Source organism: Acidocella sp. MX-AZ03 (assembly GCF_027626035.1).
GTDB lineage: Bacteria > Pseudomonadota > Alphaproteobacteria > Acetobacterales > Acetobacteraceae > Acidocella > Acidocella facilis.
The window spans coordinates 669907-689807 of record NZ_CP110774.1 but is presented as its reverse complement, the minus strand read 5'-3'; the positions used below and the strand labels follow the sequence as shown (position 1 = coordinate 689807).

The window sequence follows — 19901 nt, the reverse complement described above, 5'->3', positions numbered from 1 at the left end:
TTCACAACGCTTCAAATTCACCTGAACAAGTCGTAAGTACTTCCACATGAAGGAAAGCGCCCTCTCGACGGCCAGCCCCGCCCGCAGCGGCGGCTGGTTTCACTATCTCGCCAATCCTGGGCGCTTTCAGCGCATTGCGCGGCCGACCTTGCCGTGGCTTGCGGTTTTTTCATTGATCCTGACCGTCACCGGCATCGTCTGGGGCTATCAGTTCGCCCCGGCGGACTGGCAGCAGGGCGATGCGGCGCGGATCATGTATGTGCATGTTCCCGCCGCCTGGGTGGCGATGGCGGGCTATGCGGCGCTGGCTTTCTGCTCCTTCCTCTCGCTGGTCTGGCGGCATCCGCTGGCGGATATCGCGGCGGAGGAGATCGGCCCGGTGGGGGCGGGATTTACCGCTGTCTGCCTGGTGTCCGGCTCGCTCTGGGGCAAGCCGATGTGGGGGGCCTACTGGGTCTGGGATGCGCGGCTGACCTCAGTGCTGATCCTGTTCTTCCTGTATCTCGGCCATATCGCGCTGATCCGCGCCTTCGATAACAAGGCCCATGCCTATCGCGCCGCCGCCATTCTGGCGCTGGCCGGGGCGGTCAACCTGCCGATCATCGTGTTCTCGGTGCAATGGTGGAACACGCTGCACCAGGGCAACACCATTTCCATCTCCGGTGGCTCGAAGATCTATATCACCATGCTCTACCCGCTGCTGATCGCCTCGGTGGGATTCTATCTTACTTTCATCACCATGGTGGTGGCGCGGATGTCGGCGGCGATCTCGGAACGCAAGACCACCGCCCTGCTGCGCGCCGCCGCGGAGCGCACGCCATGAACCCGGCCGCAATTCAAAGCATCAATGTCTGGCCCTTCATCAACGGGGCCTATGGGGTTACGGTGCTGTTCCTGATCGGCGCCGCCTGGCTGACGCTGGCGCGGCTGCGCCGGGCGCGGGCGCGTCTGGCCCAGGCTGAACAGCTCTAACCATGCGGGCTCCGAAAAAGCGGCGGCTTTATCTCGTCTTGGCCAGTCTTGTCTGCCTGGGCGGCGCGATGGCGTTGAGCTTGGCGGCCTTCTCCTCCTCCCTCACCTATTTCCTCTCGCCCCGCCAGGTGGTGGCCAAGGCCCCGGCGCCGGGGCAGAATTTCAGGCTGGGCGGCATCGTCGAGATGGGCAGCGTGAAGACCACCCTCTCCGGCGACAAGCCGACCACCAGCTTCGCCATCACCGATGGCCGCGCCGCAGTGCCCGTGACCTTCACCGGGGTGCTGCCGGACCTGTTCCGCGAGGGCCAGGGGGTGGTGACGATCGGCGCCATGGGCCCGCACGGTGTTTTCGTCGCCGATGAGGTGCTGGCCAAGCACGGCGCCGATTACATGCCCAAGGATGTCGAGGAGGAGCTGAAAAAGAGCGGCGAATGGGACCCGCGCTTCGGCCCGCCGCCCAATGCCAGCGCCTGGAACGACATGAAAGTGAAAGGCAGCGGCACATGATCCCCGAACTCGGCCATTTTCTCCTGGCGATGGCGGTGGTGCTGGCCTGCGTGCAGGGCATCATCGGCATCATCGGCCCGACGCTGAAGGACCCGCGCGCCCTGGCGGCGGCGCCGCTGCTGACGCTGCTGCATTTCACCGCCATCGCCTTATCTTTCCTCGCCTTGGTCTGGGCCGGCGTGGTCTCGGATTTCACGGTCGAGAATATCGCGGATTTCTCCTCCTCGATCGTGCCGCTGATGTATCGCATCACCGGGGTCTGGGGGAATCATGACGGCTCGATCCTGCTCTGGTGCCTGATCCTGTCGCTCTGCGGTGCCGCCGTGGCACTGGGCGGGCGGCAGCTACCCGCCACCTTGCGCGCCCGCGTGCTCGGCGTGCTGGGTCTGGTCTCCTGCGGTTTCCTGCTCTTCACCTTGTCGGTCTCGGACCCGTTCACCCGCATCTGGCCGCCGCCGCTGGAGGGGGCAGGCATGAACCCGATCCTGCAAGACCCCGGCTTGGCCTTCCATCCGCCAGTTCTCTATACCGGCTATGTCGGCTTTTCGGTCGCCTTCGCCTTTGCCATCGGGGCGCTGCTGGAAGGACGCATCGACGCCGCCTGGGGCCGCTGGGTGCGCCCCTGGGCGCTGATCTCCTGGTGTTTCCTCACCGCCGGCATCACGCTGGGCAGCTGGTGGTCCTATTACACGCTGGGCTGGGGCGGTTACTGGTTCTGGGACCCGGTGGAAAACGCGGCGCTGCTGCCCTGGCTCACCGGCACGGCGTTGCTGCATTGCGCCATCGTGGTGGAAAAGCGCGAGGCGCTGAAGGCCTGGACGGTGCTGCTGGCCATCGCCACTTTCTCGCTCTCGCTCTCCGGCACCTTCCTGGTGCGCTCGGGCATTCTGAATTCCGTGCACAGCTTCGCGGCGGCACCTGATCAGGGGCTGTTCATCCTGGCTTTGCTCGGCATCACCATTGGCGGTTCGCTGTTGCTCTTTGCCATCCGCGCGCCCATTCTGGCCGGGGCCGGCATCTATGCGCCGATCAGCCGGGAGAGCGCGCTGGTGCTCAACAATATCTTCCTCTGCGCGATCGCGGCGGTGGTGTTCACCGGCACGCTCTACCCGCCGTTCGCCAATCTGCTGTTCGGCATTCAGCTCTCCGTCGGCGCGCCGTTCTTCAACCAGACGGTGCTGCCCTTGGCCGGGCCGATCATTCTGGCGATGGGGGTGGGGCCGCTTTTGCGCTGGAAACGCGCGGACATGCTGCCGGTGCTGCAGCGGCTCTGGCTGGCCGGCGGCATCGCGCTGCTGGTGCTGATCATCCTCACCGCGACCAAGCATCTGATCGCCGCCCTCGGGTTGGCGGGCGGGGCCTGGGTGGTGATGGCCGGGCTGACCGACCTCGCGGACCGCATCCGGCTGTTCCGCGTCCCGCTGGGCCAGGCGCTGGGGCGGCTGTTCAGCCTGCCGCGCGCGGCCATCGGCGCCGCTTTGGGGCATATAGGCTTTGGCGTGTCCGTGCTTGGCATCGCCGGTATGACGCTGGCCCAGCAGAGCGTCGTCGTGCTCAAGCCCGGCCAATCGACCGAGCTTGGCGGGTACAGCTGGACGCTAAATGATATTCATGATGCGCCGGGGCCGAATTATTCCCAGCGCGTCGCGGATGTCAGCATCGGCGAAGGCGGCCACACCTTCCTCACCCTGCATCCGGCGCGGCGCATCTTCACCGCCCAGGGCACGACCACCAACGATGCCGCCATCCACACCAACGGGCTGCAGGATATCTACGTGGTGTTCGCCGATGAGCAGAATGGCGGCGCGGAGCTGCGGCTGAACTGGCATCCCGGCGCGCCGCTGATCTGGTTTGGCGGGTTGATCATGGCGCTTGGCGGGTTCTGCTCGCTCTCTGACCGGCGGCTGCGCGTCGGCGCGCCCAACCGCAAGCGCCTGCCGAAAGGGGCGGCGGCCTGATGTCGCCTTTGCGTCGGCGTCTGCTGTTCGGGGTGCCGCTTGCCGTCGTGGTGGCGGGCGGGGCCGGGTTCTACACCATCCTGCGCCGCATGAAGCAGGATGATTACGACCCGCACGCCCTGCCCTCACCCTTGATCGGCAAGCGCCCCCCGGCTTTCACCCTGCCCGGCACCGATGGCGCCCAGGGCTTTGCCAACACGGATATCGAGGCCCCGGCCAAGCCGATGCTGGTCAACTGGTTCGCCAGCTGGTGCCTGCCCTGCCAGCAAGAGACGCCGATGCTGGCGAAGCTCGCGGCCAGCGGCATCACCATCTGGGGCATCGCCTATCAGGACCACCCGGACGCCACCGCCGATTATCTGGCCCGGTTCGGCAATCCGTATCAGCGCATCGCCGCCGACGCCTCCGGGCTCACCGCGATCAACTGGGGGGTTTACGGCGTGCCGGAGACCTATTTCATCGACAAGACCGGCATCGTGCGCTGGCGCTATCCCGGCGCGTTGACCCAGCAGGTGGTGGACAGCCAGCTGATGCCGCTGTTCCGGAAATATTCATGAGCGCGCGCCGGCTGCTTCTGGCCTTGCTGCTGCTGCCCGGTCTGGCGCTGGGGCAGGATATGGTGGTGCGCGACGGCGTCACCCTCACCCCGGCCCAGGAAAAGCGGGCCGAGGCGGTGGGCGACCAGCTGCGCTGCCTGGTCTGCCAGAATGAGAGCATCGAGGCCTCCTCCGCCAAGCTGGCGCATCAGCTGCGGGTGATCATCCGCCAGCAGGTCGTGCAGGGCGTGCCGAACAAGCAGATCATGAACTACATGGTCCAGCGCTACGGCATTTTCGTGCTGCTGAAACCGCCGATCTCGCCGCTGACCTGGCTGCTCTACGCCTCGCCCTTTATCGCGCTGATTCTGGGTTTTTTCGCGGTCTGGTTCGGCCGGCGCGCCCGCCAGCCCGCCACCGCCCCGCTGAGCCAGGCCGAGCAGGCCAGGCTGGATGAATTGCTGAAATGATCCTGATCTATATGGCGCTGCTGGCGCTGGCTTTCTCCTTGCCGCTGCTGCTGTGCCTGCGCGCCCCGCGCAATCTGCCGGAGCGGCGCGACGCGGCCCTGGCGCTGCACCGTGCCCAGCTGGTCGAGCTTGAGCGCGACCTGGCCGATGGCCGCATCAGCCGTGCCGAGCATGATGGCGCGCGGCTGGAAATCGAACGCCGGGTGCTGGCGGCGGATGCCTTCCCGCCACCGCGAAAGGCGGCAGCGCCAAAATGCTGCTGATTGTCGCCACGCTGGCGCTGCCGCTGGGGGCGTTCTCGCTCTATCTGCCAGACGCCACCTGGAATGTGCCCTCCGAGCCGCATGCGAAGTGGCTCGCCCAGCAGGAATCGGCGCAGGCGAAGCTGGCCCAGCTGATCGCGCTGCTACGCGCGCATCTGGCCAGCGTGCAGCCCGGCACCGCGGATGCCAGCCAGGGCGAGGCTTATCTTGCGGAGGCGCTGAGCGAGCAGGCCGGCGCCATCACCCCGGAAGCCTTGGGGCTGTTCAAGCAATCGCTCGCCAGCGCCCCGGCCAACGCCACCTGGCGCCAGCTCGATCAGCAGCGGATCATGCAGGCCGGGGTGCAACCCGGCCAGTAGCCGCAATACCCTTCCCTTCCCCGGCGGATCGCCTAAATTACTGGGCATGGAAGACACCAAACCCGCCCCCGCGGCGCAGCCCCCGAAAAAGCCCGAGGCTCCGAAACTGCCGAAAGAGATCGGCGGCCCCACCGGGCCGGAGCCGACCCGTTATGGCGACTGGGAGAAGAATGGCCGCTGCTCGGATTTCTGAGCCTTGGCCTATCTCTTTCTGACGATTGCCATCCTCTCTGAGGTCACCGCCACCTCGGCGCTGAAAGCCTGTGCCGGTTTTACCCGGCTGGGGCCATCCGTCCTCGTGCTGGTCGGCTATTGCATCAGCTTCTTCATGCTCTCGCAGGTGGTGAAGGTGATCCCGCTCGGCTACGCCTACGCGCTCTGGTGCGGCTTCGGCATCATCCTCATCGCCGGGGTGGGGTTTTTCTATTACCGCCAGCCGGTGGACTGGCCGGGTGTGGCTGGCATGGCGCTGATCATGGCGGGCGTGCTGGTGATCAATCTGTTCTCGAAGATGGCGGTGCGCTGAACACAGCCAACGCCCCCTGGTTAACGCCCCTGGTTAACACCATTGTCAGAACATTTTTAATTGCCTCCTCCGCCCTGCTCCCCAAATCCCTGAAGCTTAAGGCGCGTCAAAGACTTGGCGCATCTTCTTAAATATTCAGGAGAATGATACGTGAAAGCAGGGATTGGGATTATCGGGGTCATCGTGGTTTTATTGGTGATTTTCTTCGGCGTGCCGATGGCCGCCGGCGGCAGCACCAATGTCTGTCAGGCGCTGGAGAAGCATAATGTCAGCCAGACGGCCCAGAACATCACCGGCACGTCCAACGGGCCGGTGCATAATATCATCAATTCCGTTGGCCAGAGCTTCGCCACCGGCGAGGGTGAGCAGCAGAAGCAGGCGGCGGAGCATCCGAATACGCCGAGCGTGGTGAGCTGTGCGGCCGCCTATTGGAAGACGCTGTAAGCGAAGACTCTTGGGGGATTTTTGAAAAAATCCCCCAAACCCCTAAAAACTTTCGCGATTTCAGGCCTCGGGGGTTTTCACCAGCTTGACCAGATTGGTCAGCAAATCGCGGGCGTAGGCCATGCGGGCCGTTACATCCATATCGCGCACCATCGCCAGCTTCTGGTCCGGGCGCAGCTTCACCAGACCGCCTTTGGTGCCGATCCAGCGGATCAGCCCGGCGGGGTTGGAAAAATCATTCTTGCGGAAGCTGACCACCATGCCTTTCGGCCCGGCATCCAGCTTCTCCACATTCGCCTCACGGCAGGCGCGCTTCAGCGCCACCACCGAGAGTAGGTTTTCCACCTCCGCCGGGATCGGCCCGAACCGGTCCACCAGCTCCGCCGCCAGCGCCTCACTCTCGGCATCCGAGGCAAGCCCGCCAATGCGCCGGTACAGCCCGAGCCGGATCGGCAGATCCGCCACATAGGTTTCCGGGATCAGCACCGGCAGGCCGAGATTGATGTTCGGCGTCCAATCCCGCTCGATCTTCTGCGCATCCTTATGCTGGGCGCGCAGATCATTCACCGCATCCTCCAGCATCTGCTGATACAGCTCAATACCGACCTCGCGGATATGGCCGGATTGCTCATTGCCGAGCAGATTGCCCGCCCCGCGCAGATCCAGGTCATGCGACGCCAGGGTGAAGCCCGCCCCCAGCGTGTCCAGCGTCTGCATCACCTCCAGCCGCTTCTCGGAGGCGGCCGAGAGCCGGTGATGCGGCGGCCAGGTGAGATAGGCATAGCCACGCTGCTTGCCACGCCCGACGCGGCCGCGCAGCTGATACAGCCCGGCCAGCCCGAACATATCCGCCCGGTAAATGATCAGCGTGTTCACCGCCGGCATGTCGAGGCCGGATTCCACGATGTTGGTGGCCAGCAGCACATCGTACTTGCCTTCACCGAACTCGGTCATCACCCGTTCCAGCTCGGTCGGCGCCAGCCTTCCATGCGCCATCACCGTGCGCAGATCCGGCACGATCTCGCGCAGCCGCGCCGCCATCGGCTCCAGGTCCTCGATCCGAGGCACCACGCAGAAAATCTGCCCGCCGCGGAATTTCTCGCGGGCGATGGCTTCTTTGATCACCAGTGAATCAAAGGGCATGATGAAAGTGCGCACCGCCAGCCGGTCCACCGGCGGGGTGGTGATCAGAGATAGGTCGCGCACCCCGGTCAGCGCCAGCTGCAGCGTGCGCGGGATCGGCGTGGCGGTCAGCGTCAGCACATGCACATCGGCCTTCAGCTCCTTCAGCCGTTCTTTGTGCTTCACCCCGAAATGCTGCTCCTCATCGACGATCAGCAGGCCGAGATCCGAGAAGGAAATCCCCTGCGCCATCACCGCATGGGTGCCGACGACAATGGAAATCTCGCCCGAAGCCAGCCCGGCTTTCACCTGCGCCGCTTCCTTGGCCGTCACCAGCCTTGAGAGCTGCGCCACCTTGATCGGCAAGCCCTCGAAACGCGCGGAGAAGGAGCGGAAATGCTGGCGCGCCAGCAGCGTGGTCGGCACCACCACCGCCACCTGGGAGCCCGCCATCGCCGCGATGAAGGCGGCCCGCAGCGCCACCTCGGTCTTGCCGAAGCCGACATCGCCGCAGATCAGCCGGTCCATCGGCCGGCCGGTGGCGAAATCCTCCATCACATCGGCGATCGCCTTCGCCTGGTCCTCGGTCTCGGTATAAGGGAAACGCGCACAGAATTCCGCGAAGGCGCCGTCATCGGCGGCCAGCAACGGCGCCTCGCGCATCTTGCGCTCCGCCGCGAGCCGGATCAGCCCGGCCGCCATATCCTGGATGCGGTTCTTCGCCTTCGCCTTGCGCGCCTGCCAGGAGGCCCCACCCAATTTGTCCAGCGTGACACCGTCACCTTCCTGGCCGAAGCGCGAGAGCAGATCGATATTCTCAACCGGCAGGAACAGCTTGTCCCCGCCATCATAGATCAGCTTCAGGCAGTCATGCGCCGCGCCGTTGACGGTGACGGTCTCCAGCCCCTCATAGCGGCCAATGCCGTGATCCTGATGCACCACCAGATCCCCGGCCTCGATCTCGGTCGCATCGGCGATGAACTGATCCGCCCGGCGCTTGCGCTTTGGCGGGCGGGCGATGCGGCTGCCGAGCAGATCCTGCTCCGCCACCACCGCCAGACGATCCGTGAGAAAGCCACGCTCCAGCGGCAGCACGGCGAGCGCGATGGTCCCCGGCGGCAAAGCGCGGGCCTCGTCCGCCGAAACCACAGGCCGCACGGGACCAACCCCGTGCTCCTTGAGCATCAGCGTGAGGCGCTCGCGCGAGCCGAAACTCCAGGCGGCGAGCAGAATGGTCCGCCCGCTCTCCGCCCATTTGGTTTTCAGCTCACCCAGCGCCTCGAAGGCCGGAACCTGCTGGCCGGTGAGAATCGGCGCCGGGCGGCCGCCGATCTCGATGCCCGCCGCCCCGCCATCCGGCTTGGTGAAGGGCGAGAAGGCGAAGCACGGGCCTTTGCCGAGCGCTGCCTCCCAGGCCTCACGGTCAAGATACAGCATCCCTGGCGGGATCGGCCGGAAAATTGGCTCGCCCGGGCGCGGTGGCAGCCGGCGCTCGGCATAATGGTCGGCGATCAGCTCAAACCGCGCCGCCACCGCCGCCTCGGCCTGATGGTCCAGGCTGACGGAGGCGTTCGGGAGATAATCAAAGATCGTCTCCATCGCCTCGGTAAACAACGGCAGATAATGCTCCGCCCCAGGATGGCGCCGCCCCTCAGAGATGGAGACGTAAAGCGCATCCTCCACCGCCTTCGGCCCAAACAGCTCCCGCCAATTGGTGCGAAACCGCGCCACCGAGGCGCTATCCAGCGGCAATTCCGAGGCCGGGTGGAAATCCAGCCGCAGCAGCGATTCACCCGAGCGCTGGGTCTCGGTATCGAAATGCCGCAGGCTCTCGATCTCGTCTCCGAACATGTCGATCCGCACCGGCTGCGAAGCCCCGGCCGGAAACACATCCAGAATGCCGCCGCGCAGGCTGAACTCGCCGGCCTCCATCACCATCCCGGTGCGCCGATAGCCGTCAGCCTCCAGGAAGCTCGCCACATCGCTCAGCGAAACCTGCTCGCCCTTGGCCAGGCTCAGCCCCGCCCCCGCCAGCGCGCTGCGCGGCGCCACCTTCTGCAAGGCGGCGTTCACCGTCGTCAGCACAATCCGCTTCTTGCCCGGTTCCGCCTGCAACCGGCTCAACGCCGAAATCCGCTCCGCGACAATCCCGCCATTCGGTGAAACCCGGTCATAGGGCAGACAATCCCAGGCCGGCAGCGATATCACCTCGATCTCAGGCCCGAAAAACCCGATCTCCTCCGCCAGCGCCGCCAAGCGCGCATCATCGCGCGCCACATGCAAAACCGGCCCGTCATGCTCGCCCAGCCGACGCACCAGCACCAACGCATCCACGCCCTCCGGGGCGCCGTAAACCGGGATCATGAGGGTAATGTCTCCGTCAGCCCAGGGGGCTCCGCCCCTGGGCCCCCGCCAAGGGCTCGCCCTTGGAACCCGTCCGGGTCTGTGGAAGGGAGGGCCATTCACGCAACAGCGGGTGGAAAGGCACCAGCCGGGCCCTCCCTTCCACAGACCCGAATTGATGGGATCCTAAGGGACTGAGTCCTTAGCGGGGGTGCAGGGGGCGGCGCCCCCCTGCACTGACCGAGACAATACCCCTCATATCCCGTTCAGGGCGGCTTCGCGGATGCGCCGGAGCATGGGGCTGTCGGCGTGGGCGGGGATGGGTTTGCGGCCGGTGAGCCAGTCGGCGAGTTCGGCGTCGGGGAATTCCATGACGGCTTCAATTTCGTCGAGTTCGGACTCGGACATGCCGGCGATTCGGGCTTTCACGAAGCCGCCGATCATCAGGTCGTTCTCATAGGTGCCGCGGTGATTGGCGCGGTAGAGCAGCCGTTTGCGGCGTGTGTCCAGGGACGCGTGTTCATCTTCGGTCATGACAGCTTGCGGTATAGGGTTGGTTTGGCCAAGAGTTAAGCCCGTGACGATGGAATTTTTGCTGCCTCTGCGCGCTTCGCTGGCCACGCTGCCGGGTCTGGGCGCCCGGCTTTCTGGATTGATGGCGAAGCTAGTGGGCGGGGAGAGCGTGCGCGATGTGCTGTTCCATCTGCCGGTGGAGTATGTGGACCGGCGGGCGACGCCGAGCCTGGCGCAGGCCCAGCCTGGGCAGGTGGCGACGCTGCGGGTGGAGATCGTCAGCCACGAGCCGCCGGGCGCAAGGGCCAGCCCTGGCGGGTGGTGATGGGCGATGGCACCGGTTTTGGCGAGATCGTGCTGTTTCATGCTGCCCGGCTGTCGCAATTTCCGGTGGGGGCGAAGCTGATTGTCGCTGGCAAGCTGGAGCGGTTTCAGGACCGGCTGGTGATGGCGCATCCGGACCAGGTGACGCATCAGTTCCGCGAGGCGGAGTTTCCCTGGATCGAGCCGGTCTGGCCACTCGCGGCGGGAATTACACCGCGCACGATGCGCCGGGCGGTGCTGGGGGCGCTGGAAATGCTTCCGGAGTTTCCCGAATGGCACGATCCGAGCATTCTGGCCAGGCGCGGCTGGCCAGGTTTTGGCGCGGCGTTGCGCGCACTGCATGCGCCGGCGGAAGTGCCCGGCAAGGCGCCGCGTGAGCGCCTGGCCTATGACGAGCTGCTGGCCCGCCAGATCGCCTTTGCGCTGGTGCGGGCCCGCCGGCGGCGCGAGAGCGGGCGCGTGCTGGCTGGCGATAACCGGCTGCGGGCGGCCGCCTTGGCGAAATTCGGCTTTCCTCCCACCGCCGGGCAGTTGCAGGCGCTGCGCGAGATCGACGCGGACATGGCGGCCCCGCACCGGATGCGAAGGCTGCTGCAGGGCGATGTCGGCTCCGGCAAGACGCTGGTGGCGCTGCTGGCCTGCCTGGGGGCGGTGGAGGCCGGGGCGCAGGCGGCGTTGATGGCGCCGACGGAGATTTTGGCCAAGCAGCATTTCGCGACCTTCAAGCGCCTCTCCCCGGTGCCGGTGGCGCTGCTCACCGGCAGCGTGAAGGCGGCGGCACGCCGGGCGATTTTGCAGGATCTGGCGGATGGCACGCTGAAGATCATCATCGGCACCCATGCGATTTTCCAGAAGAGCGTGGAATTTCACGATCTCGGCCTGGCGGTGATCGACGAGCAGCATCGCTTCGGCGTGGATCAACGCCTGGCGCTGGGCGCCAAGGGCGAAGCGGCGGATCTGCTGGTGATGACCGCCACCCCGATCCCGCGCACGCTGCTGCTGACCCATTGGGCGGAGATGGATGTTTCGCGCATCACCGAAAAACCCAAGGGCCGGGCGCCGATCACCACCACCATGCACCGGCTCTCGGAGCTGCCGAAGCTGCGCGACGCCATCGCCAGGGCAATCGGCGCGGGTGGGCGGGTCTATTGGGTCTGCCCGCTGGTCTCGGAATCCGAGGCGCTGGACATCACCGCCACCGAAATCCGCTTCGCCGAACTGCAGAGCGTGTTCGGCGCGGCGGTGGCGATGGCGCATGGGCAGATGCCGGCCGAGCAGCGCGACGCCGCACTCGCGGATTTCGCCGCCGGGCGGAAGACCATCCTGGTCGCCACCACGGTCATCGAGGTCGGGGTGGATGTGCCGGAGGCGAATGTGATGGTGATCGAGCATGCGGAGCGCTTCGGGCTGGCGCAGCTGCATCAGCTGCGCGGGCGGGTCGGGCGCGGCGCGGCGAAGAGTTTCTGCCTGCTGCTGCATGACAACAAGATCGGCCAAACGGCCCGCAAGCGGCTCTCCATCCTGCGCGACACCGAGGATGGATTTCTGATTTCGGATGAGGATTTCCGCCTGCGCGGGGCCGGCGAGTATCTCGGCACCCGCCAGTCCGGCCTGCCCGGCTATCTGCTGGCGGACCCGGAGGAGAATGGCGATCTGCTGACCATGGCCCGGCAGGATGCGGTGATGACCCTGCAGCGCGACCCAAGGCTGGAGAGCGAACGCGGGCAGGCCTTGCGGATTTTGCTCAATCTGTTCGATCAGCGCGAGGCGATCGAGACGGTGAAGGCGGGTTAGAACAACATCCGATCAAACGGATTCGTTTGATCGGATAAACTTGCTCGCTCAAACAAAAAGCGAGAGCCTGTTCTGCTCACCTCGCCTTCCCGTCATGCGGCCCCATCTCGCGCGCCGGCCAGTCCGTCCAGCCACGCTCGCCGATCGAGGCTTGGTAAGCTGGGTTTTTTGGGTAGGCGATGCGGTTTTGCGGGAAGTTCGGCTCGCCGATCACCAGGAGCCGCACCTCCTCGCCGGTATTATTGAGAAAACTGTGGCAGATGCCGGTGCCGGGCGGGAAGGACACGGCATCGCCGGGGGCGAGTCGGTGCAGATGCCCGTCAAGCCACACATCCGGCGTGCCCTCCAGCACATACACGAATTCTTCCTGCGCACTTTCCGCATGCGGGTAGGAGGTGCGCCGCCCGGGCGGCAGCCTTTCATGGTGAATGGCGATCCGCGTCAGCCCCATTTTGCGGGCAAGCGGCGCGCCAATGCTCATCAGCTCCGTATCGCCCGGATAGGCGGCATCATCCGCATCTTCCAGGTCACGCCAATGGCGGATGCAAGCGGGTCGGGTCATCTTAAAACTCCTCGCATTTGGCTGGATGCCGCAATGGCCCTAGATGATCTAGAATATGAGCCAATATCCCAGCGCGCCGAAAATCGGCATCGGCATCGTTCTCATCAAAGGCGATGAGGTGCTGCTCGTCAAACGCGGTAAACCGCCAGGGGCCGGGCTCTGGTCCCTGCCCGGCGGCAAGCAGGAGCTGGGCGAGACGGCGGAGCAGACGGCGCGGCGCGAGCTGTTCGAGGAAACCGGCCTGCGCTGTGGGACTCTGGTGCTGGCCGGGCATGTGGATTCGATCCATCGTGACGCGGCGGGAGCGATTGAGTTTCACTATACGATTTTGGATTTCGCGGCCCGCTATGCGGGCGGCGAGGCGAAGGCGCAGGATGATGTGCTGGAAGTCGCCTGGGCGACGCGCGATGAGTTTGACCGTTACGGGCTTTGGAGCGAGGCGCGGCGGATCATTGAGGCGGCGTTAAGGTTGGTTTAACGGTGTTGCGAACACCCCCAACGTTTTCGGAAACTTTTTGAAAAAAGTTCCCGACCCTGCGGCGCCTTTCCATCGCCGCTGCACGACGATGGAAGCTTGGGCGCCTCCGCCCTCAAAAACGTTTAGGACTTTAGGCTTGCCCGCGTCTCGGTGATCGCCAACGCCGCTTTCGCGGCTTCCTGGCCCTTGGTGACGAAATGCGCCCGGTAGATCGCGTTATGGTGGTCGGTTTCCTGGTAGTGATGCGGGGTGAGCGAGACCGAGAGCACCGGCACGCCGCTATCCAGCCCGGCGCGCATCAGCCCATCCACCACCGCCTGGGCGACGAAATCATGCCGGTAGATGCCGCCATCCACCACGAAGGCCGCCGCCACCACCGCCGCGTAGCGGCCGGTCTGTGCCAGATCGCGCGCCAGCAGCGGCATCTCGAAGGCGCCGGGCACGCTGAACACATCCACCTGCGCGGCCGGGATCAGCTCCTGAAAGCCCTTCAGCGCCTGATCGACAATATCGGCATGCCAGGAGGCCTTGATGAAGGCAAAACGCGCAGAACTCATGCTCAGACCCTTTCTTGATCGCGCGGACCATAGGCCGTGGCGATTTATCCGGGCAAGAGCGCGCGGGCGATGGCGCGTTTCACCTTCGGTGCGTCGGGCTTGGTGGCGGAGATGAAGAAATCCAGCAGCTGCCCATCCGGGCCGATCAGATATTTGTAGAAATTCCAGCGCGGTTTCGCCAGGAAGCCTTTCTGCGCCACCACCCAGCTGAAGAAGGGATGCGCCGCCTCCCCGATGGCATGCTCTTTCGCCATCATCGGGAAATCCACGCCGTAATTGGCCTGGCAGAACTGGCCAATTTCCTCCGCCGCGCCCGGCTCCTGGCCGCCGAAATCATTGCAGGGCACGCCGATCACCGTCAGCCCGCGCAGCCCATATTCCGCCCAGAGCGCCTGCAAGCCCTCATATTGAGGGGTGAAACCGCATTTGCTGGCGGTGTTGGCCACCAGCACCACGCGCCCCTTCAAGGCCGCCAGCGGATAGGGTTCGCCCCTCAGCGTGCTGAATGAAAACTCATGAGCGCTGGCCATTTTGCGTCCTGCTATCTAAAAACCCGGTCATGTCGAATGAAGCACCGATTCAGGCCCTCATCAACGTGATGGCGGCGCTGCGCGATCCCGAGACCGGCTGTCCCTGGGACAAGGAGCAGGATTTCGCCACCATCGCGCCCTATACGATCGAGGAAGCCTACGAGGTCCGCGCCGCCATCGCGGCGGGCGACCCCGCACAGCTGCAGGATGAGCTGGGGGATCTGCTGTTCCAGGTGGTCTATCACGCGCAAATGGCGGCCGAGCGCGGCTGGTTCAGTTTCGACGATGTCGCCGCCGGGATCACCGCGAAAATGATCCGCCGCCATCCGCATGTGTTCGGCGAGGAGGCCAGCCGCTCCGCCGCCGCGCAGACCGCCGCCTGGGAGAGCCAGAAAGAAGCCGAGCGCGCCAGCGTCGCCCAGCATGGCGCGCTGGACGGGGTGGCGACGGCCCTGCCCGCGCTCAAACGTGCCCAGAAGCTCACCAGCCGCGCCGCGCGGGTGAAGTTCGACTGGCCGGATGCGAACGCCGTGCTGGAGAAGCTGGACGAGGAGATCGCCGAGCTGAAGGCGGAGCTGGCCGAGGCCAAGCCCGCGCGCATTGCCGATGAGCTGGGGGATCTGCTGTTCGTGCTGGTCAATCTCGCCCGCAAGCTCGGCCAGGATGCCGAGGCTTGTCTGGAAGGGGCGAATGAGAAATTCATCCGGCGGTTTTCGCGGGTCGAAACATTGCTGGCACAGTCCGGCAAAACCCCGCGCGACTCGACGTTGGAGGAGATGGAGAGATTTTGGGTCACGGCGAAACAGGAGGGTTATGAAGACACTGCTCGAAGGGTATGACCGGTTCCGCAGCAATTATTGGCAGGAGCACAAGGACCGCTACACCACCCTGGCGCGCGATGGGCAGTCCCCGCCGGCGATGGTGATCGCCTGTTCGGATAGCCGCGTGGCCCCGGAAGCGATTTTCGACTGCGCCCCGGGCGAGATTTTCGTGGTGCGCAATGTCAGCGCCCTGGTACCGCCCTACGCGCCGGATGACAAGCAGCACGGCACCTCCGCCGCCCTGGAATTCGCGGTGAACTCGCTGAATGTGCGTTCCATCGTCGTGCTCGGCCATAGCCGCTGCGGCGGCATTCGCGCGCTGATGCAGGGCTCGGGTGAAGGCAGCCGGGACTTCGTGGATAGCTGGATGCAGATCGCCACCACCGCGCGCCAGCGCGTCTGCGATGCGCCGGAAAGCCAGGGCGCGGATTTCGACAGCCAGTGCGCCGCCTGCGAGCATGAGGCGATCCGCGTCTCGCTGGCCAATCTGCTGAGCTTCCCCTGGATCAAGGAACGGGTGCTGGATGGCCGCCTGACCCTGGCCGGGCTGCATTTCAATGTCGAGACCGGGCATCTGCAGATGGTCTGAAACCGATCAGGCTGATCTGAAAATTTCATAATGATCGGCAAGGCGCGGCGTTCAGCAATGAACGGCGCGCCTTTTCAATGGATTAGCCTCCGAATCCCAAAAGACAGCGGCGCAGACATGCCCTTGTAAAATTTGTAGCCAAGGTTACATTTTTCACGCGTGCATCGCGGCGCGCTGGATCCTCAAGCATGAGTATCCAGCTTTAAATTCAGCGCGCAATTTCATGCGCTAGGAGTGACCAGGCAGAATGGATGCCGAGACAGATACCGGGCTGAGCCGCCGGACCGAGGCCGAGATCCACGCCGTTCTGGCGGGGCGCCGGCTTGGGCTGCGCACCGCCTTGCTGTTCGCCGGCCCGGCGCTGATCGCCTCCATCGCCTATATGGACCCAGGCAATATCGCCACCAACATCCAGGCCGGCTCCTTCTATGGCTACCGGCTGCTCTGGGTGGTGCTGCTGGCCAATGTCATCGCCATGCTGTTTCAGGCACTCTCCGCCAAGCTGGGGCTGGTGACCGGGCGCAATCTTGCCGAGACCTGCCGCGAGCATCTGCCGCGCAAGCTGATCTATTTCATGTGGGTGGTCAGCGAGGTGGCGGCGATGGCGACCGACCTCGCCGAGTTCCTCGGCGGCGCCATCGGGCTGGCATTGCTGTGCCATCTGCCGCTGCTCGCGGGCATGGGGATCACGGCGGTGCTCACTTACGTGTTTCTGGTTCTCGGCGGGCGCGGCTTCCGGCCGATGGAGCTGATGATCGGCGGGCTGATCCTGGTGATCGCGGCCTGCTATCTGGCGGAATTATTCATCTCCCCGGTGCAATGGGGCAGGCGGCGCGCGGCGCTGTGCTGCCGATGCTGCCGGATGCGAATGCGCTGACCATCGCGGTGGGGATCATCGGCGCCACCGTGATGCCGCACGCGCTCTATCTGCATTCCAGCCTCACCCAGCACCGCGTCACCCCGCGCGACGATAGCGAGCGCCGGACGCTGCTGCGCTTTTCCAACCGCGAGGTGGTGATCGCGCTGAGCCTGGCGGGGCTGGTGAATATGGCGATGGTGGTGACCGCCGCCGCCGCCTTCCATGCCGGGCATCCGGATGTGGCGGATATCGAAACCGCCTACCACACCCTCACCCCGCTGCTCGGCCCCGCCGCGGCCGGCGTGTTCCTGGTGGCGCTGATGGCCTCGGGCCTCTCCTCCTCGGCGGTGGCGACGATGGCCGGGCAGTCGATCATGCAGGGCTTTGTCACCTTCTCCATCCCGCTCTGGCTGCGCCGGCTGATCACCATGCTGCCGGCCTTCGCCGTGGTCGGGCTGGGGGTGGATGCGACGCGCGCGCTGGTGCTGAGCCAGGTGGTGCTCTCCTTCGCGCTGCCGGTGCCGATGATCGCCCTCGTCGCCTTCACCCGCCGGGTGGATATCATGGGCCGCTTCGCCAATTCCCGGCTGCTGAACGGGCTGGCCGTCGCCGGGGCGGCGTTCATATTGGGGCTGAATATCGTGCTGCTGGTGCAGATGCTGGGCTGATCACCCCATCCGGCCACGGCTGCTCTTATAGGCGCCTTCAACAGCCTGCGGCGGGGCGATTTTCTGCAAGCCCAGCGGGGCCGGCATATCCAGATAGATCCCCTCCATGCCGCCGCTCTTGCGATAGGCCTCGTGCCAGAAGCCGGTGCCGGCGGGGTCCTTGATGAAATCGCGCCACCATCCGGCATGCGCGCCGGTGCGGGTGAAGGCTTCCAGACTGTCCATATCCCGCCAATATTGCCGCATGCCGACATGCAGCGCCCCGAACAGCATGAATTCATGCGCCAGCAGCCCATCCGGCTGGGCGGCGACGGCGCGCTGGATTTGCGGACCGAGCCGCGCCAGCGTGGCAACCCCGCGCAGGCTTCTCACCCGCATGCCGAGATACACCACCACCAGCTCAGGAATCGTCGATAAATCAACCGAAACGCGCTTGGAAGCCATAGCGACCTCGATTATGTTGACAGTGTCAACTGTTTTTCCATGATGGAGTTATCAGTGTCAACCAATTCTCCGGAGAAACGCGAATTGCGGGCAGCGTTGATCACCGCCGGCCGGCAACTGCTGGCAGAGGCGGGGCTGGCCGGGCTGTCGCTGCGGGCGGTGACACGCCAGGCCGGGGTGTCCCCACCGCCGCCTACCGATATTTCGCGGACCGGGAGCATTTGCTCGCGGCGATTGCGACTTCGGGGGTATGGGAACTCACAGCGGATCTCGAAGCCGCCGACAGGCTTGGGGTGGACAAGCTCCAGGACCAGGCTTGTGCCTATATACGTTTCGCGGTGGCCAATCCGGCTTTGTACCGGCTGATTTTCGGGCCGGAGCGGCTCAGCCATTATCCGGAGCTGGAGAGTGCGCTGGCGGCGGCCTATGGGGTGCTGGCGGCGCGGGTGGCCAAGCAGGCGGCACCGGGCCGCGCGACCGACAAGACGATGGCGTGCTGGTGCCTGGTGCATGGGCTGGCGAGCCTGGCGATTGATTCACGTCTGCCGCCGGATGCCGGGCCGGCGCAGCTGCTGGCGGCGCGGCTGACCGCGACGCTGAGTTTGGAAAATTAGCGCAATATGGGTTCAGGTTGACGCGCCAGCGTCATCTTAAACACGTGAAATGGCTCGCCAAAACATCAATAGAGTGAGTGGGTGTAAACCTATCTCGCCTAAACCATAAATGTTTTGGTTCTGTTCCAGATCTTCATTCATCTGGCCATTATGTCGATCCCGAGTCTCTTCGCCTTTTGCCCTTGACGCCACGGGCAAAAGGCGAAACCCTGCAATGATCGAAATAATGCTGATCCTTCAAGACGTTGAAGATATAAGCCTGAAACTTATCTGGGACAGCCCCAATGTTTTTGGGATGGCGCGTTGCGACAAAGAGCGGCCCCAAAAACGATTATCTATATAATCTCATCCGCCGCTGCGCCGCCCAGATCGCCGCCAGCGTGATCAAGGCCGTCACCACCAGATACAGGGCCGGGCTGCGCGGGCTGCCGGTTTGCGCGATCAGCCAGGTGAAGATGAACGGCGCCGAACCGCCAAACAGAGCGATACCGATGGAATAGCCGGTGGAAAGACCGATCCCGCGGCCCTGGATCGGGAACACCAGCCCCATGAACCCGTTCAGCGGCGCGTTATAGGGCAGCGCCACCAGATTGAAGAGGATCGGCATGCAGAACAAAGCCGCCTCGGTGGGATAATGCTGCAGCAGGGTGAAAGCCGGATAGGCCACCACCGCCATGCCGATGCAGGAGCCGATCATCAGCCCGACATTGCCGGTCCGGTCGAACAGCCGCGCCAGGAATAGCCGCAGCGGGATGATCAGCATCAGGATCAGATACAGGATGAATATCGCGGAGAGCGCCTTGTGCGGCTGCATATGCAGCTGCGTGGTGGCGTAGGTGGGCAGGTAGAGCCCCAGATAGGTCTGCGCCGTGCCGATCGCCACCAGGCCGCCGGCGATGATGATCGCGCCGGGCAGGATCGGGTGCCGGCCCGGGTTTTCCGCCTGCTGGCGCTTGAAGGAAGGCGCATCCTCCAGCCGCCTGCGCAGGATCAGCACGACCACACCGCCAATCGCCCCCAGCAAAAAGGCGATGCGGAAATTCTGCAGCCCGAAAAACCCTTGCGGATGCAGCGAGAGCAGCCAGGCCACCCCCACCGCCAGCAGCCCGGAAATGTTCTGGCTGATGCCCTGGAAGCTGGCCGCATGCGTCTCCGCTCCTTCGGAATGCTCGATCATCAGCGCCGTGGAGCTGCCGAATTCGCCGCCCAGGGCGAGCCCCTGCAGCAAGCGCGCGGCCAGGATGCCGAACGGCGCCCACAGCCCGATCTGCGCATGGCCGGGCAGAATGGCCATGAACAAGGAGGCGAGGCTCATCATCGCCACGCAGAGGATCATGCAGAAGGCGCGGCCTTTCACATCGGCCAGCCGCCCGAGGATGATGGCGCCGATCGGCCGCGCGAAGAAGGAGACGCCAAAGGTGCCGAAGGTGAGCAGCAGCCGGGCGGTTTGGCTATGGGCGGGAAAGAAGCTCTGGCCGATCGCCAGGGCGAAATAGCCATAGACCATGAAATCGTAGAATTCGAGCGCATTGCCGGCCGAAGCGGCGGCGATCAGTCTGGCCCGCGACACGCGCCCTTGTTGTGTCATTCACCCACATCCCCTGCTGGTTCAGGCGATTATGGCAAGCGCGCCGCCGCAACGCAAA

General features: G+C 64.9%; 22 protein-coding genes and 2 pseudogenes. 17 read left to right on the top strand and 7 right to left on the bottom strand.

Annotated elements, in window-relative coordinates:
• Positions 1-46 precede the first annotated feature (46 nt).
• From ccmC to GT370_RS03855, 11 genes are all read left to right on the top strand, one after another.
• Positions 47-823, top strand: coding sequence for a heme ABC transporter permease CcmC (gene ccmC / locus GT370_RS03905; protein WP_008493106.1), 777 nt, complete (start codon positions 47-49; stop codon positions 821-823).
• Positions 820-972, top strand: a complete 153-nt coding sequence (ccmD, locus tag GT370_RS03900; protein WP_144052657.1) for a heme exporter protein CcmD — start codon at positions 820-822, stop codon at positions 970-972. Before ccmC ends, ccmD begins: the two co-directional genes overlap by 4 nt.
• Before the next feature lie 2 nt (positions 973-974).
• The gene (gene ccmE, locus GT370_RS03895; protein WP_008493107.1) at positions 975-1481 is read left to right on the top strand and encodes a cytochrome c maturation protein CcmE; all 507 of its coding nucleotides are present in this window, start codon (positions 975-977) and stop codon (positions 1479-1481) included.
• The gene (locus GT370_RS03890; RefSeq protein ID WP_008493108.1) at positions 1478-3439 is read left to right on the top strand and encodes a heme lyase CcmF/NrfE family subunit; all 1962 of its coding nucleotides are present in this window, start codon (positions 1478-1480) and stop codon (positions 3437-3439) included. The genes ccmE and GT370_RS03890 overlap by 4 nt, the downstream gene beginning before the upstream one ends.
• On the top strand, positions 3439-3996 hold the full coding sequence (locus GT370_RS03885) for a DsbE family thiol:disulfide interchange protein (RefSeq protein ID WP_008493109.1): 558 nt from the start codon (positions 3439-3441) through the stop codon (positions 3994-3996). The genes GT370_RS03890 and GT370_RS03885 overlap by 1 nt, the downstream gene beginning before the upstream one ends.
• On the top strand, positions 3993-4445 hold the full coding sequence (locus GT370_RS03880) for a cytochrome c-type biogenesis protein (protein ID WP_008493110.1): 453 nt from the start codon (positions 3993-3995) through the stop codon (positions 4443-4445). Before GT370_RS03885 ends, GT370_RS03880 begins: the two co-directional genes overlap by 4 nt.
• On the top strand, positions 4442-4708 hold the full coding sequence (gene ccmI, locus GT370_RS03875) for a c-type cytochrome biogenesis protein CcmI (RefSeq protein WP_270183919.1): 267 nt from the start codon (positions 4442-4444) through the stop codon (positions 4706-4708). The genes GT370_RS03880 and ccmI overlap by 4 nt, the downstream gene beginning before the upstream one ends.
• Positions 4699-5067, top strand: coding sequence for a hypothetical protein (locus tag GT370_RS03870; protein WP_270183918.1), 369 nt, complete (start codon positions 4699-4701; stop codon positions 5065-5067). Before ccmI ends, GT370_RS03870 begins: the two co-directional genes overlap by 10 nt.
• A 46-nt stretch (positions 5068-5113) precedes the next feature.
• Positions 5114-5260, top strand: a complete 147-nt coding sequence (locus GT370_RS03865; protein WP_008493113.1) for a DUF1674 domain-containing protein — start codon at positions 5114-5116, stop codon at positions 5258-5260.
• A gap of 3 nt (positions 5261-5263) precedes the next feature.
• The gene (locus tag GT370_RS03860; RefSeq protein WP_008493114.1) at positions 5264-5593 is read left to right on the top strand and encodes a DMT family transporter; all 330 of its coding nucleotides are present in this window, start codon (positions 5264-5266) and stop codon (positions 5591-5593) included.
• 150 nt (positions 5594-5743) lie between these two features.
• Positions 5744-6037, top strand: a complete 294-nt coding sequence (locus GT370_RS03855) for a hypothetical protein (RefSeq protein WP_008493115.1) — start codon at positions 5744-5746, stop codon at positions 6035-6037.
• A 60-nt stretch (positions 6038-6097) separates the two neighbouring features.
• Here GT370_RS03855 and mfd read toward each other — a convergent pair whose 3' ends face one another.
• The gene (gene mfd, locus GT370_RS03850) at positions 6098-9523 is read right to left on the bottom strand and encodes a transcription-repair coupling factor (protein WP_008493116.1); all 3426 of its coding nucleotides are present in this window, start codon (positions 9521-9523) and stop codon (positions 6098-6100) included.
• 234 nt (positions 9524-9757) lie between these two features.
• On the bottom strand, positions 9758-10036 hold the full coding sequence (locus tag GT370_RS03845; protein ID WP_008493117.1) for an FAD assembly factor SdhE: 279 nt from the start codon (positions 10034-10036) through the stop codon (positions 9758-9760).
• 49 nt (positions 10037-10085) lie between these two features.
• Between GT370_RS03845 and recG the strand changes: the two are divergent.
• Positions 10086-12133: pseudogene (recG, locus tag GT370_RS03840) on the top strand (ATP-dependent DNA helicase RecG).
• Between the two features lie 76 nt (positions 12134-12209).
• On the opposite strand, the gene GT370_RS03835 reads toward recG, so the two are convergent.
• Positions 12210-12695, bottom strand: coding sequence for a cupin domain-containing protein (locus GT370_RS03835; protein ID WP_008493119.1), 486 nt, complete (start codon positions 12693-12695; stop codon positions 12210-12212).
• A 55-nt stretch (positions 12696-12750) separates the two neighbouring features.
• On the opposite strand from GT370_RS03835, the gene GT370_RS03830 reads away from it, so the two are divergent.
• Complete coding sequence (locus tag GT370_RS03830; protein WP_008493121.1) at positions 12751-13173, top strand: NUDIX hydrolase; 423 nt, start codon at positions 12751-12753, stop codon at positions 13171-13173.
• A gap of 122 nt (positions 13174-13295) precedes the next feature.
• Here the strand turns inward: GT370_RS03830 and GT370_RS03825 are convergent, their stop codons facing one another.
• Positions 13296-13730 carry a 6,7-dimethyl-8-ribityllumazine synthase gene (locus GT370_RS03825; protein ID WP_008493122.1) on the bottom strand — a complete coding sequence of 145 codons (435 nt, stop codon included), beginning with the start codon at positions 13728-13730 and terminating at the stop codon, positions 13296-13298.
• 44 nt (positions 13731-13774) lie between these two features.
• Complete coding sequence (locus tag GT370_RS03820; RefSeq protein ID WP_008493123.1) at positions 13775-14260, bottom strand: glutathione peroxidase; 486 nt, start codon at positions 14258-14260, stop codon at positions 13775-13777.
• A 29-nt stretch (positions 14261-14289) separates the two neighbouring features.
• Here GT370_RS03820 and mazG point away from each other — a divergent pair, with 29 nt between their 5' ends.
• The 3 genes and pseudogenes from mazG to GT370_RS21205 all read left to right on the top strand — a co-directional run bounded on the left by mazG (position 14290) and on the right by GT370_RS21205 (position 17197).
• The gene (mazG, locus tag GT370_RS03815) at positions 14290-15099 is read left to right on the top strand and encodes a nucleoside triphosphate pyrophosphohydrolase (protein WP_270183917.1); all 810 of its coding nucleotides are present in this window, start codon (positions 14290-14292) and stop codon (positions 15097-15099) included.
• Positions 15074-15670, top strand: a complete 597-nt coding sequence (locus tag GT370_RS03810) for a carbonic anhydrase (RefSeq protein WP_008493125.1) — start codon at positions 15074-15076, stop codon at positions 15668-15670. Before mazG ends, GT370_RS03810 begins: the two co-directional genes overlap by 26 nt.
• 247 nt (positions 15671-15917) lie before the next feature.
• A pseudogene (locus GT370_RS21205) lies at positions 15918-17197 on the top strand (Nramp family divalent metal transporter).
• Here GT370_RS21205 and GT370_RS03795 read toward each other — a convergent pair.
• Positions 17198-17641: a monooxygenase family protein gene (locus GT370_RS03795; protein WP_008493127.1), complete on the bottom strand. Its 444-nt coding sequence runs from the start codon at positions 17639-17641 to the stop codon at positions 17198-17200. It abuts the pseudogene before it with no gap.
• Positions 17642-17934: 293 nt separating this feature from the next.
• Between GT370_RS03795 and GT370_RS03790 the strand changes: the two genes are divergently transcribed.
• On the top strand, positions 17935-18255 hold the full coding sequence (locus GT370_RS03790; RefSeq protein ID WP_270183915.1) for a TetR-like C-terminal domain-containing protein: 321 nt from the start codon (positions 17935-17937) through the stop codon (positions 18253-18255).
• 331 nt (positions 18256-18586) lie between these two features.
• On the opposite strand, the gene GT370_RS03785 is transcribed toward GT370_RS03790, so the two are convergent.
• A complete protein-coding gene (locus GT370_RS03785; protein ID WP_051060193.1) occupies positions 18587-19825 on the bottom strand; it encodes an MFS transporter in 1239 nt (412 codons plus the stop codon).
• Positions 19826-19901: the final 76 nt, after the last annotated feature.